Genomic DNA, 17790 nt, shown 5'->3' with positions numbered 1-17790 from the left:
AGCACGCTAGCCGAGCCCGGATCGGTCCCGGCCAGCACGTCCACCAGTCAAGATCCCCTACTAGGCTCGGCGGCATGACGATCGACAGCGGTGGGTTCGCCGCACCGGAGTCGCTGGTCGAGCATGCCCGCCGGTTCTACGCCACGGGTGCGCCTGCGGCGACGCCCCGGGTGGCCGCGACGGTACTGCTGCTCCGTCCGGAGCCGACCACGACCGACCCGGGGCCGACCACGACCGGAGGGGAGCCGGTCGCGACCGGGGCGGACCCCGGGCCGCGTTCGCCGTCGGGTGCGGCGACCGTGGCCGGCCGTCCGGCCGTCGCCGGTGCCGACTTCGAGGTGTACGTGATCCGCCGGCTCGCCGCGATGACCTTCGGCGGGATGTACGCCTTCCCCGGCGGTGGCGTCGACCCGTCCGACTCGCGGGCGGCACTCGACTGGTCCGGCCCGTCCGCCGACAGTTGGGGTGACCGGCTGGGGCTGGCGCCGCAGGCCGCCCAGGCGGTGCTCTGTGCGGCCGCTCGGGAGGTTTTCGAGGAGGCGGGGGTGCTGCTCGCCGGGCCGGGCCCCGGGACCATCGTGGGCGACGTCAGCGGCGACGACTGGGAGGCCGCGCGGCAGGCGTTGGTCGAGCGGCGGATCAGCTTCGCCGACCTGCTGCGCGAGCGCAGGCTCACCCTCCGGGCGGACCTGCTGCTGCCCTGGGCGCGGTGGATCACCCCGGAGTTCGAACCGCGCCGCTTCGACACGTACTTCTTCGTCGCCCTGCTGCCGCAGGGGCAGCGGACCCGCGACGTCAGCGGGGAGGCGGACCACACCATGTGGATCCGGCCGACCGACGCGACGACCCGCGCCGACGCCGGCGAGATCGCGATGCTGCCGCCGACCCGGGTCACGCTCGCCGAGGTGGCCGCGTGCGGGGCGCTGGCCGGGGTGCCGGCGGCCGCGTCGACCCGGGACGTCGCGACCCCGGTGCTGCCCCGACTGGAACTGGCCCCGGACGGCACCGCGCGGTTCCTGCTCCGCTGACCGCGCCGCGCGGCTCCCGCTCCTGGGCGCCGAACCGGTCTTAAACGAAAAAAGCGGTCTTCCGGCAACCAGGTCGGGTCGCCGGAAGACCGCTGAGGGCGCTGCCGATCAGCCGAAGCGACCGGTGATGTAGTCCTCGGTCTTCTTGACGCTCGGGTTGCTGAAGATCTTCTGGGTGTAGTCGTACTCGATCAGGCGGCCCGGGTCACCGGTGCGCTCGATCGAGAAGAAGGCGGTACGGTCCGAGACCCGGGCCGCCTGCTGCATGTTGTGCGTCACGATGATGATCGTGTACTGGTCCTTCAGCTTGAACATCAGATCCTCGATCGCCAGCGTGGAGATCGGGTCGAGCGCCGAGCAGGGCTCGTCCATCAGCACCACCTGCGGTTCGACCGCGATCGTCCGGGCGATGCAGAGCCGCTGCTGCTGACCGCCGGAGAGGCCGGCACCCGGCTTGCCCAGCCGGTCCTTCACCTCGTCCCAGAGGTTGGCCGAGCGGAGCGCCTTCTCGGCCGCGTCCTCCAGCACCGACTTCTTCCGTACGCCGTTGAGCTTCAGCCCGGCGACCACGTTGTCGAAGATCGACATGGTGGGGAACGGGTTCGGGCGCTGGAAGACCATCCCGATCATCCGCCGTACCGCGGTGACGTCGACGTCGCGGTCGTAGATGTCCTGGCCGTCGATGGTCAGCTTGCCGTCGACCCGGGCGCCCGGCAGCACCTCGTGCATCCGGTTGATCGAGCGCAGGAAGGTCGACTTGCCGCAGCCCGACGGCCCGATCAGGGCGGTGACGGTCTTCGGCTCGACGGTCAGGTTGATGTTCTCGATCGCCTTGAACGACCCGTAGTACGCGGTGACGCCCTCCGCCTCGACGCGCTTTGCCATGGTGATTGCTCCTCCGGGGTTCATCGGGAGATCTGGCTACGGCGAGCGAGCAGCTTCGCCGCGATGGTGAGGACCAGCACGAGTGCCACCAGGGTCAGCGCGGCGGTCCAGGCCCGGTCCGGCGAGTAGCGCCCGGCGTCGGTGGCCTGGCCGTAGACGAAGAGCGAGAGCGACGACTGGTTGTTCTCGAACGGGTTGAAGTTGATCGCCGCGGTGCCGCCCGCGACCAGTAGCACCGGCGCGGTCTCACCGGCGGCACGGGCGATGGCGAGCATCACGCCCGTGACGATGCCGGGGAGGGCGGTCGGTACAACGATCTTGAGGATCGTCTTCCACTTCGGGATGCCGAGGGCGTACGAACCCTCCCGCAGCGGCGCCGGCACCAGCCGGAGCATCTCCTCGGTCGACCGGACGATGGTCGGCAGCATCAGCACGCTCAGGGCCAGTGCGGCGGCGAAGCCGGAGTAGCCCGGCCGCCCGTCGGCACTGAAGTGCGGGGAGACGATCAGCACCCAGAACGCGAGGATGAACAGACCGGCGACGATCGACGGGATACCGGTCATCACGTCGACGAAGAACCGGATGATGTTGGCGAACCGGCCCCGGCCGTACTCGACGATGTAGATCGCGCCGGCGATGCCGAGCGGCACGGTGATCAGGGTGGCGATGCCGACCTGCTCCAGCGTGCCGATGATGGCGTGGTAGGCGCCACCCTCCGGGTCCCGGGCGCCGATGTTGTTCATCGAGGTGCCGAAGAAGTTGCCGTCCAGCCGCGCGACTCCCTTGGAGACCAGCGTCCAGACCACCGAGCTGAGCGGGAGTACGGCGAGCACGAACGCGGAGTGGATCAGGGCACTCCAGGTACGGTTGTTGGCCGCCCGCCGCCCCTCGACGTTACGTGCCGCCAGGTAGAGGCCGAACAGGTAGAACACGGCACCGAGGGCGACCACCAGCACCCAGTTCCCGATGCCCGCGCCGAAGACGACGACGCCCGCGAGGACCAGTGCGAGTACGGCGATGCCGATCGGCGCCCATTTCGGCAGCCGCTGGCCGCGCAGGTCCACCCCGGTGTTCCTGGGGCCGGCCAGTGTCGATGTGCTCACGCTGCCCCCTCGGTGAACTCGCGGCGGCGGTTCAGGATCACTCGGGCGGTCATGTTGACCACCAGGGTGATCGCGAACAGGACCAGACCGGAGGCGATCAGGGCGCCGCGGCCGATGTCGTTGGACTCACTGAATCCGTTGGCGATGTTGGCCGCGATCGAGTTGCCGCCGGACTGGATCACGTTGAACGAGATGAGGAAGCCGGCGCCGAGGGTCATCGCCAGGGCGATCGTCTCGCCGAGTGCGCGGCCCAGCCCGAGCATGACCGCGGCGACCACACCCGGCCGGCCGTACGGCAGGACCGAGGTGCGGATCATTTCCCACTTGGTGGCGCCCAGGGCGAGGGCGGCCTCCTCGTTGGCGGTGGGGGTCTGGGTGAAGACCTCACGGGAGAGCGAGGTGACGATCGGCAGCACCATGATCGCCAGCACCAGGGAGCCGAGGATGATGGCGCGGCCGAATGGTCCCTCTCCGCCGAAGAGCGGGATCCAGCTGAAGTATTTGTTGAGCCACACGGAGAAGTCGGTGACCGGCCCGCTGAACACGTCGCGTCCCCAGAGACCGAAGACCACGCTGGGTACGGCGGCGAGCAGGTCGATGAGGAAGCCCAGCGTGGTGGCGATCCGCCGGTGGGCGTAGTGCGAGAGGTAGAGCGCGATGCCGAGCGCCACCGGTACCGAGAGCAGCAGTGCGATCACCGCGCTGAGTACGGTGCCGAAGGCCAGCGCGGCGATGCCGAAGCGTGGCTCGCCCTCGTTGGGTGCCCAGTTCTTGTACGTGAAGAAGTTCTCGTGGTTGGCCTGTAGCGCCGGGATCGCCTTGCTGACCAGGAAGATGGCGATCGCCACGATGATGACCAGCACCATCGTGCCCGCGGCCAGGGTCAGCACGCGGAATGCCTGCTCGGCACCGAACGCCCGGCGCCGGGGAAGCGCGCCGCCGCCGCCCAGTCCGGGTCCGTCGTTGGGGGCCCGGTGGGACGGTATCGCTGGATACTCGGCCGATTGCGCCGAAGCACCGGCGGGTCGGTCGTGACTCGTCGTCACGCCCGATCCGCCGGTGCCGGCGTCGGCCGAGCGGGGAGGGGTTTCACCCATCTGCTCGCTCGCTCCGTGTGGTGTCCGGGGGCTGGGTTACCGGGTCAGGCGATGCTCTTGACGGCGGCCTCGACCTTGGTGCGGACCGACTCCGGCAGCGGGGCGTAGCCCAGGTCGGCCAGGTCGGCCTGTCCCGTGCTGCTGGCCGCGTGGCCGAGGAAGCCCTTGACCAGCGCGAGCTTGTCAGCCGCGAGGCCCTTGTTGCAGACGATCTCGTAGGTCACCAGGACGATCGGGTAGGCCCCGGCCTCCTTGGTGTTGTAGTCGATCGACAGCTTCAGGTCGTCGCCCTGGCCGGTGACCTCGGCGCTGGCGATGGTCTTGCCGGCCGACTCGGCGTTCAGCGCGACGAACTCGCCGGCTCCGTTGGCGACCTTGGCGGTGCTGAGCGCGGAGTTCTCGGCGAACGAGAGCTCGACGTAGCCGATGGTGCCGGCGGTCTGCTTGACCAGGGCGGCCACGCCGTCCGAGCCCTTGGCGCCGGTGCCGCCCGGGGCCTTCCACGCCTTGGCCTTGCCGAAGGTCCAGTCGGCCTCGGCGGTCTTGCTCAGGAAGGCGGTGAAGTTGTCGGTCGTGCCCGACTCGTCAGAGCGGTGCACGGCCTGGATCGCGGTCGACGGAAGGGTCGCGCTCGGGTTGTCGGCCTTGATCGCGGCGTCGTCCCACTTGGTGACCTTGCCGGCGAAGATCTGCGCCAGGGTGGTCGGCTTGAGCTGCAGGCCGGTCACACCGGGCAGGTTGTAGGCGATGGCCACCGGGCCGATGACCATCGGCAGGTGGATGGCCTTGCCCGACGGGCACTTGGCGTCAGCCTTCGGCTGCTCGTCGTCCTTGAGCGCCGAGTCGGAGCCGGCAAAGTCGGCGGTGCCGGCGATGAAGGCCTGGATGCCCGCGCCGGAACCGGAAGGCTCGTAGTTGATGGTCACGCCGGTGCACTGCTGCTGGTAGGCCTTGACCCACTCGGCAACGGCGTTCTTCTGCGCGGAGGAACCCTGCGCGTTGATGGTGCCGGTGGCGCAGTCGGCCGCGGCGGCAGACCCGGAGGCCGAGGGCCCGGCGGGCTCGTTGTTGTCCGAGCCGCACGCACTGAGTGCAAGTGCCGCAGTCAGAGCGAGGCAGGCAAGAATGCCGTGCCGCTGGAGCTTCACCTGAGGGGTTTCCCTTCACATGGACGGAGCGCCGGGAACTCTGCCCCGGGAGCCGGCTATCCACCGGCTACTAGGCAAGTTAGAAGTGCCAGGTAGCCGGTTCGCCGGGCGTGAGTGAACGAAGGGTGAACAGGTGCGGCCGGTCAGATGGACCAGAGCTGAGGGCGAGTTGTCCGTTCCGTGAACTGAGGGGCCGGAGTTCGCTACGTCCGTTATGCGGTGTGTCGGTACTGGACGTGCGTGGTCCACCGAGAAAAGCCGAGCCGCGTGTAGAGGGCCACCGCCGCGACGTTGGATTCATCTACGTAGAGCATCACCCTGGTCAACCCACGGTCACCCAGATGGCGCAGGCCGGCCCAGGTCAGCGCCTTGCCGAGGCCGAGGCCGTGTGCCTCCGGGTCGACCCCGACCACGTACACCTCGCCCATCGGCTCGTGCCGGATCTCGCCTGGAACGGCCGCGTCCCGCTGGCCGTGCGCGTCGGCCGGGCCCGGCTGGGCGTGCACCTTGGTCCAGTGGAAACCGAGCAGGCGGCCGGTCGACTCCTCGACCGCGAGCAGGAAGCCGGCCGGGTCGAACCACGGCTCAGCCATCCGTACGGTCAGGTCGGCCGCGGTCCACCGGCCCTGTTCGGGATGCTCGGCGAAGGCGCGCCGGTTCACCGCGAGCCACGCCTCGTCATCCTGACCCGGCTGGAACGCGCGCAGTACGACACCCGCAGGCAGAACCGGCCCGGTGCTGGTCCCGCCGAGCGGTCGGCGGAACTGCCACAGCACCCGCTCGCGGGTGAAGCCCAGGTCGAGCGCGAGAGCGGCGGCCGACGGGTGATCACCGTGCGCCCAGATGCGCAGATCGGCGCCGCCGCTGCGGGCGACTGCCGCGTCGACCAGGGCCCGGCCCAGCCCCTGCCGGCGGTGTTGCGGGTGTACGGCCAGTTCCGCTTCGGCGCCGGCCGGGTCACCGGTCCGGTCGAGCTGGGCGTAGCCGACCGGCACGCCGGTGCGGTCGCGCAGGACGAGGTGGTCGACCGGGGCGGGGTCCTCCGAGCGGAGCCGAAGCATCACGTGCTCGGAGAGGGGGTGTGCGCCATCGGCCCGGTCGGCGGCCTGGGCAAGCGCCAGGAGGTCGCTGATCTGCCCCGGTTCGAGGCGATCGATCCGGGTTACCTCTGGGGCTGCCGTGGTCACTCCGTTACGTTATCCCGCCGCTACCAACTCGGCCGGACCGCGATCGTGTTCCGAGGGCGAGATCACCACCGCGTCCGGGAGCCGGTCCGGCGCGGCCGACGGGACCGGTTACCGGACGGCAGCGGCGGACGGTTCGGTGGCCCCCGCCGACGGATCGGGCGTACGGACCGAGGTGTCGAGCCGGGGCGCGCCCGACGCTGTGGCACCGGTGTTGTCCGTGCTGGTCGAGGGCGGCCCGGTCGGCAGGGACGACAGCTCGAACCGGCGCAGCAGGTTGGGCAGGATGGTGTGCAGTGCGTTCACGGTCTGTTGCCGGTCGCCGCCGGAGTCGTGCATGAGCACGATCGAGCCGGCGCGTACGCCCGCCGTGACGGTCGACGCGATGCTGCCGGCACCCGGCTGGGTCCAGTCCCGTGGATCCACCGCCCAGTGCAGCGAGGTCATGCCGAGTTCCCAGGCGGCGCCGACGACGTTCGAGGTCCAGGCGCCGCCGGGCTGCCGGAAGTAGACGATCCGGGTGCCGGGTACGGCGGCACTGATGGCGGCGTTGGTGCGGGCCAGGTCGGACCGGATGGCCGTACGGGACCGGCTGCCCAGGGTCAGGTCATGTGACCAGGAGTGGTTGCACAGGGTGTGGCCGGCCGCCACTATCGCCCGTACCAGCTCGGGGTGGGCGGCGGCCTGTTCGCCGACCATGCAGAAGGTCGCCTTGACCTGGTACTCGGCCAGCAGGTCGAGGACCTGCGGGGTGTAGCTGGGGTCCGGCCCGTCGTCGAAGGTGAGCGCCACGTCGGCGGAGCCGGAGGTGAGCCGCGCGCCGTACGGGCCGCCCCGTTCGAGGGCGAGCCGGGGGCGGTCGTCGGCGGGGGTCGTCTCCCGGACCGATTCCGTCGGGGTGGGCGAGGGGGAGGTGGCCGACCGGGAAGGCGGGGCCGGTGGGTTGCCCGGTGTGGTTGCGTGGGTGGGTCTGGTGTCGGGCGGGGCTGAGACGCTGAGTGGGTCCTGCACCTGCTCCGATGGACTGAGCGCGCGGCCGAGGACGTAGACCCCGCCGAGGATCGAGCCGGCGGCGAGGGTGAGGACCACGATCAGGGACAGGTTGGCCGGGTTGGCCAGGAAGGATTGCCGTCGTCCGTCCCGGCCGACCGACCCTTCCTGGCCACGCGTCGATGCCACTGCCGTCCCCCTTGTGCCGTGCCTGGGAACTCAGCGTACGTACCAAATGCCGCTTAAATATCTGATTCGGCCAGTTGCCGGAAATGGTGACCTGGATACAACGAACGCCACCCGGTGTGGTCACCAGGTGGCGTTCGTTGGTCGAGGACAGAACCGGCTCGGAACACCGAAGAACCGGACGGAGCCCGGAAACGGTCAGACCGGGAGGGGCGCCGTCGCCGGCTCCGACTCCGGCAGGGAGCGGGACGAGGGCGGTACGACGAACTTGTAACCGACCTGGCGGACCGTACCGATCATCGACTCGTACTCGGAGCCGAGCTTCGCCCGCAGCCGCCGTACGTGCACGTCGACCGTGCGGGTGCCGCCGAAGTAGTCGTAGCCCCAGACCTCGCGCAGCAGCTGGTCCCGGGTGAAGACCCGGCCGGGGTGCTGGGCGAGGAACTTGAGCAGCTCGAACTCCTTGTAGGTGAGGTCGAGCGGCCGACCCTTCAGCTTGGCGGCGTAGGTGTCCGGGTCGATCGACAGCTCGCCGGCCCGGATCTGGCCGCCGGCACCGGCGATCGCGTTGGTGAGCCGCCCCACGGCGAGCCGCAACCGCGCCTCGACCTCGGCGGGGCCGGCGCTGGCGAGGATCACGTCGTCCACGCCCCAGTCGGCGTTGAGCGCGATCAGGCCAGCCTCGGTGACCACCGCGACCAGCGGTACGCCCAGACCGGTGGCGTGCAGCATGCGGCAGGTGGCACGGGCCTCGCTCAGTTCCGAGCGGGCGTCCACCAGTACGGCGTCCGGGCTGGGCCCGGCTACGAGCGTGCGGACGTCCCGTGGTGCGGTGCGAATCGAGTGGGGGAGCAGGTCGAGGGCGGGCAGCACGGCCGACGGCTCGCCTGCGCGCGCGGTGACCAGCAACAGGATCTCCACACATCACCTCCGTCCCGGCGGCGCATCGCCGCGCGGTGGCCAGTGGCTCTCCGGATCAGGGCCGGCTCGTGCCACTGGTTAATGGTGTCGGTCCCGGCGTCGCTGACGGGGCGGGGTAAGGCCCGAGCTTATCGGATCCGCCGCAAGGTGATCCCGGACGATTGCCCCTTCGGCTGTGTTCTCGACCTCAATGGGGGAGGTTTTTACACGACCGAAACCAGAATCCGTGCGTCAGCGGCCCGATCTGGCACGATCAGTGCGTGTTCCCCTCGACGTCACCCGAGACCGGTCGCGATTCCTGGGCCGACGGGCCCCGTGGCGGACCGGCCGGACCACCGTCCGGCCCCCACCGCGGCTACCCGCCGGCGCCCGGCCCGTCCGGCATGCCCTTTGACGAACCGCCCGCCGCGGACGAACAACGGGAGCCCGAGACCGGTCGTCGGCGCCTGCGCGGCAAGCGTGGCGCGGACGATCCGGTCCCCGGTAGCGGCCTGGACCCGGAGATCGACGACGAGTCGGACGAGGAGGAGTTCGAACCCGTCCCGATCCGCCGCCCGCTGGCGCTGGCGATCGCCGGCTTCGCCGGCCTGCTCGGCCTGGGGCTCGTCTTCGGTGCGCAGACCTCCGGCCCAGGGGCGCGGATCCCGTTCGCGCTCGTGGTGTTCGGGGTGCAACTGCTCTACATCCTGGCCTGGACCATGGCGATGCGCCCGCCCGCCCTGCCGCTGGTCGCCGGGGTGGCCGTGGCGGTCGCCGCCGGTGCCGACGCGGCGGCGATCCTGCCGCAGGTCGCGGCCCTCGGGCCGGTCGGCTACGTGGCGGTGGCCGGTTTCGTGGTCGGCGTGCTCGGCCAACTGGTCCGCCGAACCGACCGAGCCCAGGTCACCGAGTCGCTCGGCGCCACCCTCCTGGTGGTGATCGGCGTGGTCGCGTTCGCGAGCCTGATCGTGCTCAGCCGGCTGCCGATCGGCACCCAGGCGATCTTCGTCTGCCTCGGCGGCAGCGGCGTGGCGCTCGTGGTCGCCCGGCTCACCGACGCGGTACTGCCCTGGCCCCGGCTGGCGCCACAGGTGCCCCGGGGTGCGGCCGGCGTGGTCCTGGGAGCGATGCTCGGCACCCTGGCCAGCGGCGTCATCGGCGGATACGTCGTCGGCTTCACCCCGACCAGCGGTGCGGTCGTCGGGCTGGTCGCGGCGACCGCCGCGGTCCTGGCGGACCTCGGTGTCGGTTACTCGGAAGCCGGCCGACTGATGGCGGGTGAGCCGCCGACCATGTGGGTGGCCCGGCACATGCAGGGTCCGCTCGGCGGGTTCGCCCTGGCCGCGCCGGCCGCGTACGCGATGAGCGTGTTCTTCCTCTAGCTCTTCGCCCCTTCGGGTGGTTCCTTCCTCCCTCCGGTGCGATCCGCCGGGGGAGGGAGGAGGGCGGGAAAATCGGGCGTAGGGGATCATGTTCTCGCCCGGGTTGAGGTTCGCGCGGGCCGGGTACGTAGCGGTTCCCCGATCGGTGGCACCGCCGGTCCGGTAGGCGAAGGCGGGTGGCGTGGCAGACAGTTATCCGGCACAGGATGAGGGTTACCCCAGGCGGTTGCCCCGATCGCACCGGACGGGCGAGCGGCCGCGCCGACGCGGCCGCAAACTGCTCATCGGCCTGCTGGTTCTGCTGTTGGTGCTGCTCGTCGGCCTGGTCGTGGCCGACCGGTACGCGGTCGGCTTCGCCGAGCGCGAGATCGGCACCAGGATCAGCCAGGAGATCACCCGTGAGGGAATCAAGTCCGGTCCGCCGGACGTGAGCGTCAACGGGTTCCCGTTCCTCAGCCAGGTGATCGCCGGCAACTACCAGTCGATCGTGGTGGTGGTGCGTGACGTGGAGGCGCCGGTCGCCAACGCCGAGGCCGTACACCTGCCCGAGCTGCACATCGACGCGCAGGACATCCGCGCGTCGATCAACACACTCCGTACCGGGCAGGGGCAGGTCACCGCCGGGACCGTCGACGGGACCGCGACCATCGCGTACGACAGCGTGCTGAAGCTGGTCGACCAGCCCGGCCTCCAGCTCAAGGAGGACGGCGGCAAGCTGATGGTGACCGCCCCGGTCCAGGTGCTGGGTCAGGCGTTCACGGTCACCGGCGCCGCGAACCTCAAGGTCGAGGGCGCCGAGGTGGCGCTCAGCTTCAGTGACCTGGACGTGCAGGGCCTGCCCGACATCCCGGTGGCCCGCCTGGCCGTGCAGGAGTACGTGCGCCGGATCGCGATCCGGCTGCCCCTGCCGGAGCTGCCGTTCAACCTCCAGGTGCAGGAGGTCCGGCCGCTGCCCCAGGGACTGTCCGTCCGGGCCACCGCGAAGAACGTACCGATCAACTGACCTTTGGTTGGCTGCTCCGGCGCGATCCCGGATCGTGGTCGGCTCGTGACGCGATTATTTCCGGCTGGTAAGCTCCCAGCCCATGGGGACGCTCCTCACCAAACGGCGCGCGGTCGACCTGTGCCGCGTGGCCACCTGCCTGTGTCGCCCCGTCATCTGACGGCGGGGCTGCTCTCGCGTACCCTCTGATTTTCCTCACGCCCGGCAGCGGCGCCGTCGCACAAACCCGTGATCCCTCTCGCTATGGGTCCCGCGCGTGGTGCGACGAAATCCTTCGATACCCGCGCTGGCTCACCAATCCATCATCCAAGACCTTGGAGTGATCTGATGAGTCGCGACACCGCACTCGTCTCGGCCGACTGGGCCGAGAAGAACCTCGACACCCCGGGCGTGGTCTTCGTCGAAGTCGACGAGGACACCACCGCCTACGACGGCGGCCACATCGCCGGCGCGATCAAGCTGGACTGGCGCAAGGACCTGCAGGACCCGGTACGCCGCGACGCGGTGAACAAGTCCCAGTTCGAGGCGCTCCTCTCCGAGCGGGGCGTCGCCAACGACGACATCGTCGTGCTCTACGGCGGCAACAACAACTGGTTCGCCGCGTACGCGTACTGGTACTTCAAGCTCTACGGCCACCGCGACGTCAAGCTGCTCGACGGCGGTCGCAAGAAGTGGGAGCTGGACGCCCGGCCGCTGGTCAAGGACGCGGTGACCCGCCCGGCCACCCAGTACGTGGCGCAGGAGCCGGACCTGAGCATCCGCGCCTTCCGCGACGAGGCGGTCGCCGCCATCGGGGTCAAGAACCTGGTCGACGTCCGGTCCCCCGACGAGTACGCCGGACGCCTGCTCGCTCCGGCGCACCTGCCACAGGAGCAGTCCCAGCGGGCCGGCCACATCCCGACCGCGGTGAACGTGCCGTGGTCCAAGGCGGCGAACGAGGACGGCACCTTCAAGTCCGACGACGACCTCCGCAAGATCTACGGCGAGGCCGGGCTGGACGACGGACTGGACACCATCGCGTACTGCCGGATCGGTGAGCGCTCCTCGCACACCTGGTTCGTCCTCAAGGAACTGCTCGGACACCAGAACGTCAAGAACTACGACGGTTCCTGGACCGAGTACGGCTCGCTGATCGGTGTGCCGATCGCGCTCGGCGACGAACCGGGGAGGGCCTGAGCCATGACCGCTCCCACCGCCGCCGGTTGCGCGGCCCCCGACCAGTCGGCCCCGCTGCCGGCCGGCCTGGACCTGAACCGGGAAACCGTCATCACCGGCGTGGTCCGGGCCGACTCCGGCGACGCCGTTCCCGGCGCGTACGTCCGGCTGCTCGACTCCACCGGCGAGTTCACCGCCGAGGTGGTGACCTCGCCGGAGGGCCAGTTCCGTTTCTTCGCCGCGCCGGGCACCTGGACCCTGCGGGCACTGTCCCGGCACGGCAACGGTGACGTCCTGGTCACCGCCGGCCGGGGCGTCAACGAGGTCGGCGTCACCGTCGCCTGACACCTGACGAAGCAGCGGATCGCCGCCCGGACCACTGGTCCGGGCGGCGATCCTTTTTCCGTACGTACCGCACCGCACCCGGCGGCGGGGTTAGGAAGGGCTCCTTCCTATACAGAAAGCGATAACAAGGGGCCCTTCCTTACATCCGCGGCGGGATCAGATCCCGCCGACCCGGGTGTCGCAGGGCGTCACCGGATCCAGGTTGAAGTTGATTGTCGAGACGAAGCCGGCCGAGACGGTGATCCGTTGCACCTCGGGAATCCAGCCGTCCTTGGCGACGATCAGGTCGTACTTCCCCTTCGGCAGCCAGAGCCCGTAGACGCCGGCCGAGTCGGAGGAGAGGGTGTAGCCGGTGTCCGGGTTGCCGTTCAGGTTCGCCCGTACCGTCGCCTTGACCGGTACGTCCGTGCCGGAGCAGCTCTCGCCGAGCACCGTGCCCTGGACCTTGCCCCAACCGCTCGGCGGAGACACGTTCATCTCCACCGGTACGGCCGCGACCGGGTACGGGGTGTCCGAGCCGAGACCCAGCTCGGCGGTGTACGCGCCGGGCTGGAGGACGCCGGCCTCCGCGGTGGCGGTCAGGGTGACCGTCACCTGCTTCGAGGCGCCCGGGGCGAGGGTGAAGGTCCCCGGAGCGGTGGAGAGCCAGGAGACGTCGCCACCGGATTCGTCACAGAGCTCGAGGCCACCGAGGTACTCGGTCTCCACGGAGCCGACGAACGAACTTGGCGAACCACCGACCTTGTACGCACCACACGCGCCGGCACCCCGGTAGCGGGTGAACGCCGCGTTCGGCAGGTTCTGCCATTCACCCGTGGCCGGGTCGAACGCGATCGACCGGTTGGTGACGGTGCTGGAGTTGGCGGTCACACCACCGGCGATGACCAGCAGGCCACCGGCGGCGGCGTACTGCGCGCCCCACAGGTCGATCGGCATGTCCGGCAGCGCCGACCAGGCGTTGCCGGCCGGGTCGTACGCGAAGGCGTCGGTGAACGTCGTCGTGCCCGCCGCACCACCGCCGCAGTAGACCGCGCCGCCGATGCCGCCACAGGACATCCAGCCGACGGCGATCGGGTAGTCCGCGCCGGCGCTGAAGGTGCCGCTGGCCGGGTCGAAGATCACCGTGTTCTTCGTGCTGGTGCAGCTACCGTCGGCGCAGCCACCCACCAGGTAGACCTTGCCGTCGACGATCGCCGTACCGGCGGCCGCACGCGGCGCCGGGTTGGTGGCACCGGCAAGGGTGCTCCAGGCGCCGGTCGCCGGGTCGAAGACGTCAACCGAGGCGACCGGGGCACCGCTGGCGCTCCAGCCACCGATCACGTAGAGCTTGCCACCGACGGCCGCCGCGGACGCCTTCGAGCGGGCGGTCGGCATGTCGGCGAGGGTGCTCCACGCGTTGGTCTCCGGGTCCAGGACCCAGGTCTTCTTCTCGTTACCGCTGGAGGTGCCGCCGCCGACGGAGTAGACCTTTCCGTCGATCACGGCTGCGGCGTTGTCGAAGACGGCGGCCGGGGTGTTGGCGACCCGGGTCCAGGCGGGGTCGATCGCGGGAGCGGCCGCCGCCGAGTTACCGGCGAGACCGTACGCGACCCCGTTCTGGGCCGTGCTGAGCCCCTTGACCTCGTATTCGTTCAGGGCCGCGCCCCGCTGGGACAGGAGATCGAACGTCCCGTCCCGTTCCAGCACCTCGACCTCGGCCGGCGCGTTACCGGTGTTGGTGACGGTGACCTTGGCACTGCGGGTGCTGCCGTACGGCTGGTGCGACTCGACCTGCGGCGGGCTGACCGAGAGCCGGCCCGCCTTGAGGGCGAAGTCGCCCCGCCTGACGTTGTCGGCGGCTACCGCGATGTTCTTCGTCACCGCCCGGTACGGCGACTTGGTGGCGGTGAACGGGTGGGTCCCGGTCACGCTGGAGAAGAACGAGTAGAAGCCGTCACCGATGTTCGGGTCGTCCGCCGTCGCCGCCGAGACACCCTTGTCCGCCGGGACGTCGCCGCTGGTCACGGTGACGCCGTTGAGCGGGGCACCGGTGTTGGAGTCGGTGGTGAAGCCGGCGACCAGGCCACCCGGAAGCGGGGTGCAGATCCGGTTGACCACCTGTACGTTGTCGACCTGCCACCACCAGGCGAAGGAGCCGTTGAACCGGAACCGCACCTGGGCGGTGGCCGCCCCGGCGAGCCCGGTCAGCGGGACCTCTTCCACCCGCGGGCCGCGCAGGTTGGCGGTCTGGTGCCAGACGTTGGCCCAGGTGGTGCCGCCGTCGGTGGAGACGTCGATGTCCGCGCTGTCACTGCCGACCGACCGCCAGTCGCTGTTGAACTTCAACACCGGTGCGGCGACCCCGGTCAGGTTCAGGGTCGGGGTACGCAGGTCGGCGTCCTGGGTGTTGCCCACGCCCAGGATGTCGCTGTCGATGATGGCGAAGTTGCCGGAACCGCCGGTCTGGTTGCCCCGGTTGCCCGGGTCGTCGAACTCCCAGCCACCGTCGTCGGTGCGGTTGACCAGGGTCCAGCCTTCCGGCGTCTCCTCGGTGTCGAAGCTCTCCGACAGCAGCGGGGCACCGAGGTTGGCCGAGTAGCCGGGCGCCTGACAGGCCGCCGCGACCGGTACCGCGACGTCCAGCGTCTTTGCCGCTCCCTCAAGGGCGAGTTCGCTGCTCACCGGGGCGTAGCCGGCGCTCTTGGCGGTCGTGGTGACCGCGTAGGTGGCGTTGCCCGGCACGGTGAACGAGTAGCGGCCGGTGAACGGGTCGGTGAAGACCGGCCCGCCGGGCCGACCGGCCACCTCGATCTTGGCGTAGAGCGGCCAGCCGTGACCGGAGCCGTCGCTGACCTTTCCGGAGACCGTGACCAGCTGCGCCCCGACGAGGGCGAAGTCCTTCGTCACCGAGGTGCCGTCCGGCACGGTGACGGTCGCGGTCTGGGTGTGGAACCCGAACGCGGCGATGGTCAGCGTGGCGTCGCCGACCGGCAGCCGCAGGGTGTACTTGCCGTCGGTGCCGGTGGTGGCGGTACGCGAACCGACGCTGACGGTCGCGCCGGCGATCGGCTCGCCGCCGTCGGCCTCGGCCACGGTGCCGGTGACCTCACCCGCACCGCCGCGCGGGGCGTTGAAGACGGCCTCGTACGCGTTGAGTCGACCCTCACCGAAAATGTTGTTGTCGTCGACGGTGCCACCGCAGGCGAGTGCCTCGGTGTCGGTGGCGGTCTCGTCGAGCAGCGCCTCGGTGGCGGTGACGTCACCACGGATGGCGGGTGCCGCCGACCAGATCAGCGCGACCGCGCCGGAGAGGTGCGGGGTGGCCATCGAGGTGCCGTCCCAGCTGTCGTACCCGCCGCCCGGGATGCTGGAGCGGACGTTGACGCCCGGCGCCGCGATGTCCGGCTTGGTACGCCCGTCGACCGTCGGTCCACGGTTGGAGAAGTCGCCGATGACGTTGTTGATGTCGTACGCGCCAACCGCGTACGACGGCAGGTTGTCACCGGGCGAGCTGGCGGAGCCACAGGGCGCCCCGCCGAGGGTGTTGCCGGAGGCGAAGGCCGGGAAGATGCCGGCCGCGCGCCACGCGGCGACGGTCTCCTCGTACCACGGGTCGCCTCGGCCGCCGCCCCAGGAGTTGTTCACGATGTCGGGGCGGAGGTCCGGCCGGGGGTTCTGGCCGTTGGAGTCGGTCGGCGCGAGGACCCACTGGCCGGAGGCGAGCAGCGAGGCCTCGGAGCAGCCGGTGGTCTCGCAGCCCTTGGCCGCGATCCACTTCGCACCGGGTGCGACGCCGATCTGGTTGTCGCCACCGTCGTCGCCGACCATGGTGCCCATGGTGTGCGTACCGTGGCCGTTGTTGTCACAGGGGGTGTCGCCGGCGCAGATGTTCGCCGGGTCGAAGAAGTTGTAGTTGTGGTCGAAGTTGCCACCACCGAGGTTGCCCCGGTACTTGCCGACCAGGGCCGGGTGGTCGTACTGGGCGCCGGTGTCGATGTTGGCGACCACCACGGTCTCGCCGCGTACGCCCAGTTCGTTCCAGACCCTGGGGGCCTGGATGTTCTCGACGCTCCACTCGACCGCGCTGGTGCCCGGTCCGGACGGCTCGGCCTTGGTCGGCTTGACCAGCTCGTAGGTCCGCGTCGGCGCGATCCGCTCGACCTCGGGGCGGGCGGCGATGGCGTTGACCAGCGCCTGGTTGCCGGAGGTGACCTGAAGCGCGTTGGCGATCCAGAACGCCTTGTAGCTGGCCTTACGGTCGTCCAGTTCGGCCCGCAGGTCGCGCTGGGTACGCGTGGCGGTGCCGGTGAGCTGCTCGTACACCTTGGCCGCCCGCGCGTCCGCGTCCCCGATCGAGGCTGCGGTGCTGAGGTTGGCCTTCTCCCGCAGGTACACGGTGAAGTTGGTGCTGCCGTTGGTGCTCAGCTCGCGGAGCACCTGCGGGTCGACCGCCGCGCCGGCTGCGGGCGCCGCGACGGCGAGCGCCGGCTGAGCGGTGATCCCGAGGACGACAGCCGAGACGATGGCGAATGATCGCCAAAGTCTGGATCGGCTCCCTGGTCGGTGTGACATCTCTTCCTCCCCACTGACGGCGCCCCGATCGATTCGGGGCGCCTGCCGTGGCGTCGGGTTGTCCGGCGCCACGTAGCACGCGTGGGGGCATCGATGGATACGCAGAGCAGCCCCCACATCGGCTAGGAGTCATGCTCTGGGGATACAGCGGTAGTGATCAATGGAAGTTCTCAGCCAGTATTCAGGCAGTAACTGGTCGGGATGCGGGCGGCGCGGCGCGAGTTGAGGACATCGGCGGGTGTCGTTGTTGACTCGGTCGATCAAAGGGGCTTGGCTTGTGCCCACGGCAGACGGGGGAGGGTGCGGGTGTCCAATAACGAGGTTCCGCTCGTCGTGTGCGTCTCGTCTGATGTGGCGGTACGGGAACGGGTCGTCCGTCGACTCGACGATTTCGGCACCGTGGTGATCTGCGCGGACCTGTCGGAGCTGCGGGCGATGCTCTTTCCCACCGCCACCACGGAGCCCGGCGCCGGGCTCCAGCCGGTCAACCTGGGAGAACTCAGCGTCGACCCCGGCGGTCACCTGGTCACCTGGCGGGGTGAGCCGTTGGCGCTGACCCGACTGGAACGGGAGTTGCTGGCCCGGCTGGCCACCCCGCCGGTCGGGGTCTGGACCTACGAGCGGCTGTTCGGCTCGGTCTGGGGCGGGGCGTATCTCGGCGACACGGCGATCCTGCACTCGGCGGTCAAACGACTGCGTCGAAAGCTGCGCGCGGTCGACGGCGGCCCGCAGGTGCAGACCGTACGCGGGGTGGGCTACCGCCTCGCCTTCGGCCGCACCGGCTGAGCCGCGGCTGCCCGTTGCGCCACCGTGCAACGGCGGTGGCCGCCGCA

At 70.3% G+C, this 17790-nt stretch carries 15 protein-coding genes; 7 read left to right on the top strand and 8 right to left on the bottom strand.

The genetic code is table 11. From position 1 onward, the window contains the following. The first annotated feature begins 74 nt into the window (after positions 1–74). Positions 75–1028, top strand: a complete 954-nt coding sequence (locus BDK92_RS15745; protein WP_121157399.1) for an NUDIX hydrolase — start codon at positions 75–77, stop codon at positions 1026–1028. Positions 1029–1136: 108 nt separating this feature from the next. Here BDK92_RS15745 and pstB read toward each other — a convergent pair whose 3' ends face one another. From pstB to BDK92_RS15710, 7 genes are all read right to left on the bottom strand, one after another. Next, the gene (gene pstB / locus BDK92_RS15740) at positions 1137–1913 is read right to left on the bottom strand and encodes a phosphate ABC transporter ATP-binding protein PstB (RefSeq protein ID WP_121157398.1); all 777 of its coding nucleotides are present in this window, start codon (positions 1911–1913) and stop codon (positions 1137–1139) included. 20 nt (positions 1914–1933) lie between these two features. Continuing rightward, on the bottom strand, positions 1934–2971 hold the full coding sequence (gene pstA / locus BDK92_RS15735; RefSeq protein WP_425462305.1) for a phosphate ABC transporter permease PstA: 1038 nt from the start codon (positions 2969–2971) through the stop codon (positions 1934–1936). A gap of 41 nt (positions 2972–3012) precedes the next feature. Further along, a complete protein-coding gene (gene pstC, locus BDK92_RS15730) occupies positions 3013–4113 on the bottom strand; it encodes a phosphate ABC transporter permease subunit PstC (protein ID WP_121157396.1) in 1101 nt (366 codons plus the stop codon). A 44-nt stretch (positions 4114–4157) separates the two neighbouring features. Further along, positions 4158–5261, bottom strand: coding sequence for a phosphate ABC transporter substrate-binding protein PstS (gene pstS, locus BDK92_RS15725; protein WP_121157395.1), 1104 nt, complete (start codon positions 5259–5261; stop codon positions 4158–4160). Between the two features lie 212 nt (positions 5262–5473). After that, on the bottom strand, positions 5474–6448 hold the full coding sequence (gene mshD, locus BDK92_RS15720) for a mycothiol synthase (protein ID WP_121157394.1): 975 nt from the start codon (positions 6446–6448) through the stop codon (positions 5474–5476). Between the two features lie 108 nt (positions 6449–6556). Next, positions 6557–7624: a polysaccharide deacetylase family protein gene (locus BDK92_RS15715; RefSeq protein ID WP_246017054.1), complete on the bottom strand. Its 1068-nt coding sequence runs from the start codon at positions 7622–7624 to the stop codon at positions 6557–6559. A 195-nt stretch (positions 7625–7819) separates the two neighbouring features. Beyond that, the gene (locus BDK92_RS15710) at positions 7820–8542 is read right to left on the bottom strand and encodes a winged helix-turn-helix transcriptional regulator (protein WP_121157393.1); all 723 of its coding nucleotides are present in this window, start codon (positions 8540–8542) and stop codon (positions 7820–7822) included. 260 nt (positions 8543–8802) lie between these two features. Here BDK92_RS15710 and BDK92_RS15705 point away from each other — a divergent pair, with 260 nt between their 5' ends. The 5 genes from BDK92_RS15705 (at position 8803) to BDK92_RS15690 (ending at position 12406) form a co-directional block, all read left to right on the top strand. Continuing rightward, complete coding sequence (locus BDK92_RS15705; RefSeq protein WP_121157392.1) at positions 8803–9903, top strand: hypothetical protein; 1101 nt, start codon at positions 8803–8805, stop codon at positions 9901–9903. Positions 9904–10129: 226 nt separating this feature from the next. Beyond that, a complete protein-coding gene (locus tag BDK92_RS15700; RefSeq protein WP_246017053.1) occupies positions 10130–10906 on the top strand; it encodes an LmeA family phospholipid-binding protein in 777 nt (258 codons plus the stop codon). Between the two features lie 82 nt (positions 10907–10988). Beyond that, the gene (locus tag BDK92_RS41005; protein ID WP_311202345.1) at positions 10989–11066 is read left to right on the top strand and encodes an Ms5788A family Cys-rich leader peptide; all 78 of its coding nucleotides are present in this window, start codon (positions 10989–10991) and stop codon (positions 11064–11066) included. Between the two features lie 167 nt (positions 11067–11233). Beyond that, on the top strand, positions 11234–12082 hold the full coding sequence (locus BDK92_RS15695) for a sulfurtransferase (protein ID WP_121157391.1): 849 nt from the start codon (positions 11234–11236) through the stop codon (positions 12080–12082). A 3-nt stretch (positions 12083–12085) separates the two neighbouring features. Next, positions 12086–12406 (top strand): DUF1416 domain-containing protein, encoded by a 321-nt coding sequence (locus BDK92_RS15690; RefSeq protein WP_121157390.1) that lies wholly within the window; start codon positions 12086–12088, stop codon positions 12404–12406. Between the two features lie 156 nt (positions 12407–12562). Here BDK92_RS15690 and BDK92_RS15685 read toward each other — a convergent pair whose 3' ends face one another. Next, positions 12563–16957: a S8 family serine peptidase gene (locus BDK92_RS15685; protein ID WP_121157389.1), complete on the bottom strand. Its 4395-nt coding sequence runs from the start codon at positions 16955–16957 to the stop codon at positions 12563–12565. A 351-nt stretch (positions 16958–17308) separates the two neighbouring features. On the opposite strand from BDK92_RS15685, the gene BDK92_RS15680 reads away from it, so the two are divergent. Next, on the top strand, positions 17309–17743 hold the full coding sequence (locus BDK92_RS15680) for a winged helix-turn-helix domain-containing protein (protein ID WP_211349618.1): 435 nt from the start codon (positions 17309–17311) through the stop codon (positions 17741–17743). Positions 17744–17790: the final 47 nt, after the last annotated feature.

It is taken from the genome of Micromonospora pisi (assembly GCF_003633685.1).
Taxonomy (GTDB): Bacteria; Actinomycetota; Actinomycetes; order Mycobacteriales; family Micromonosporaceae; genus Micromonospora_G; species Micromonospora_G pisi.
Note: the sequence above shows the minus strand (reverse complement) of the source record. Positions and strands in the feature narration are given on the sequence as shown.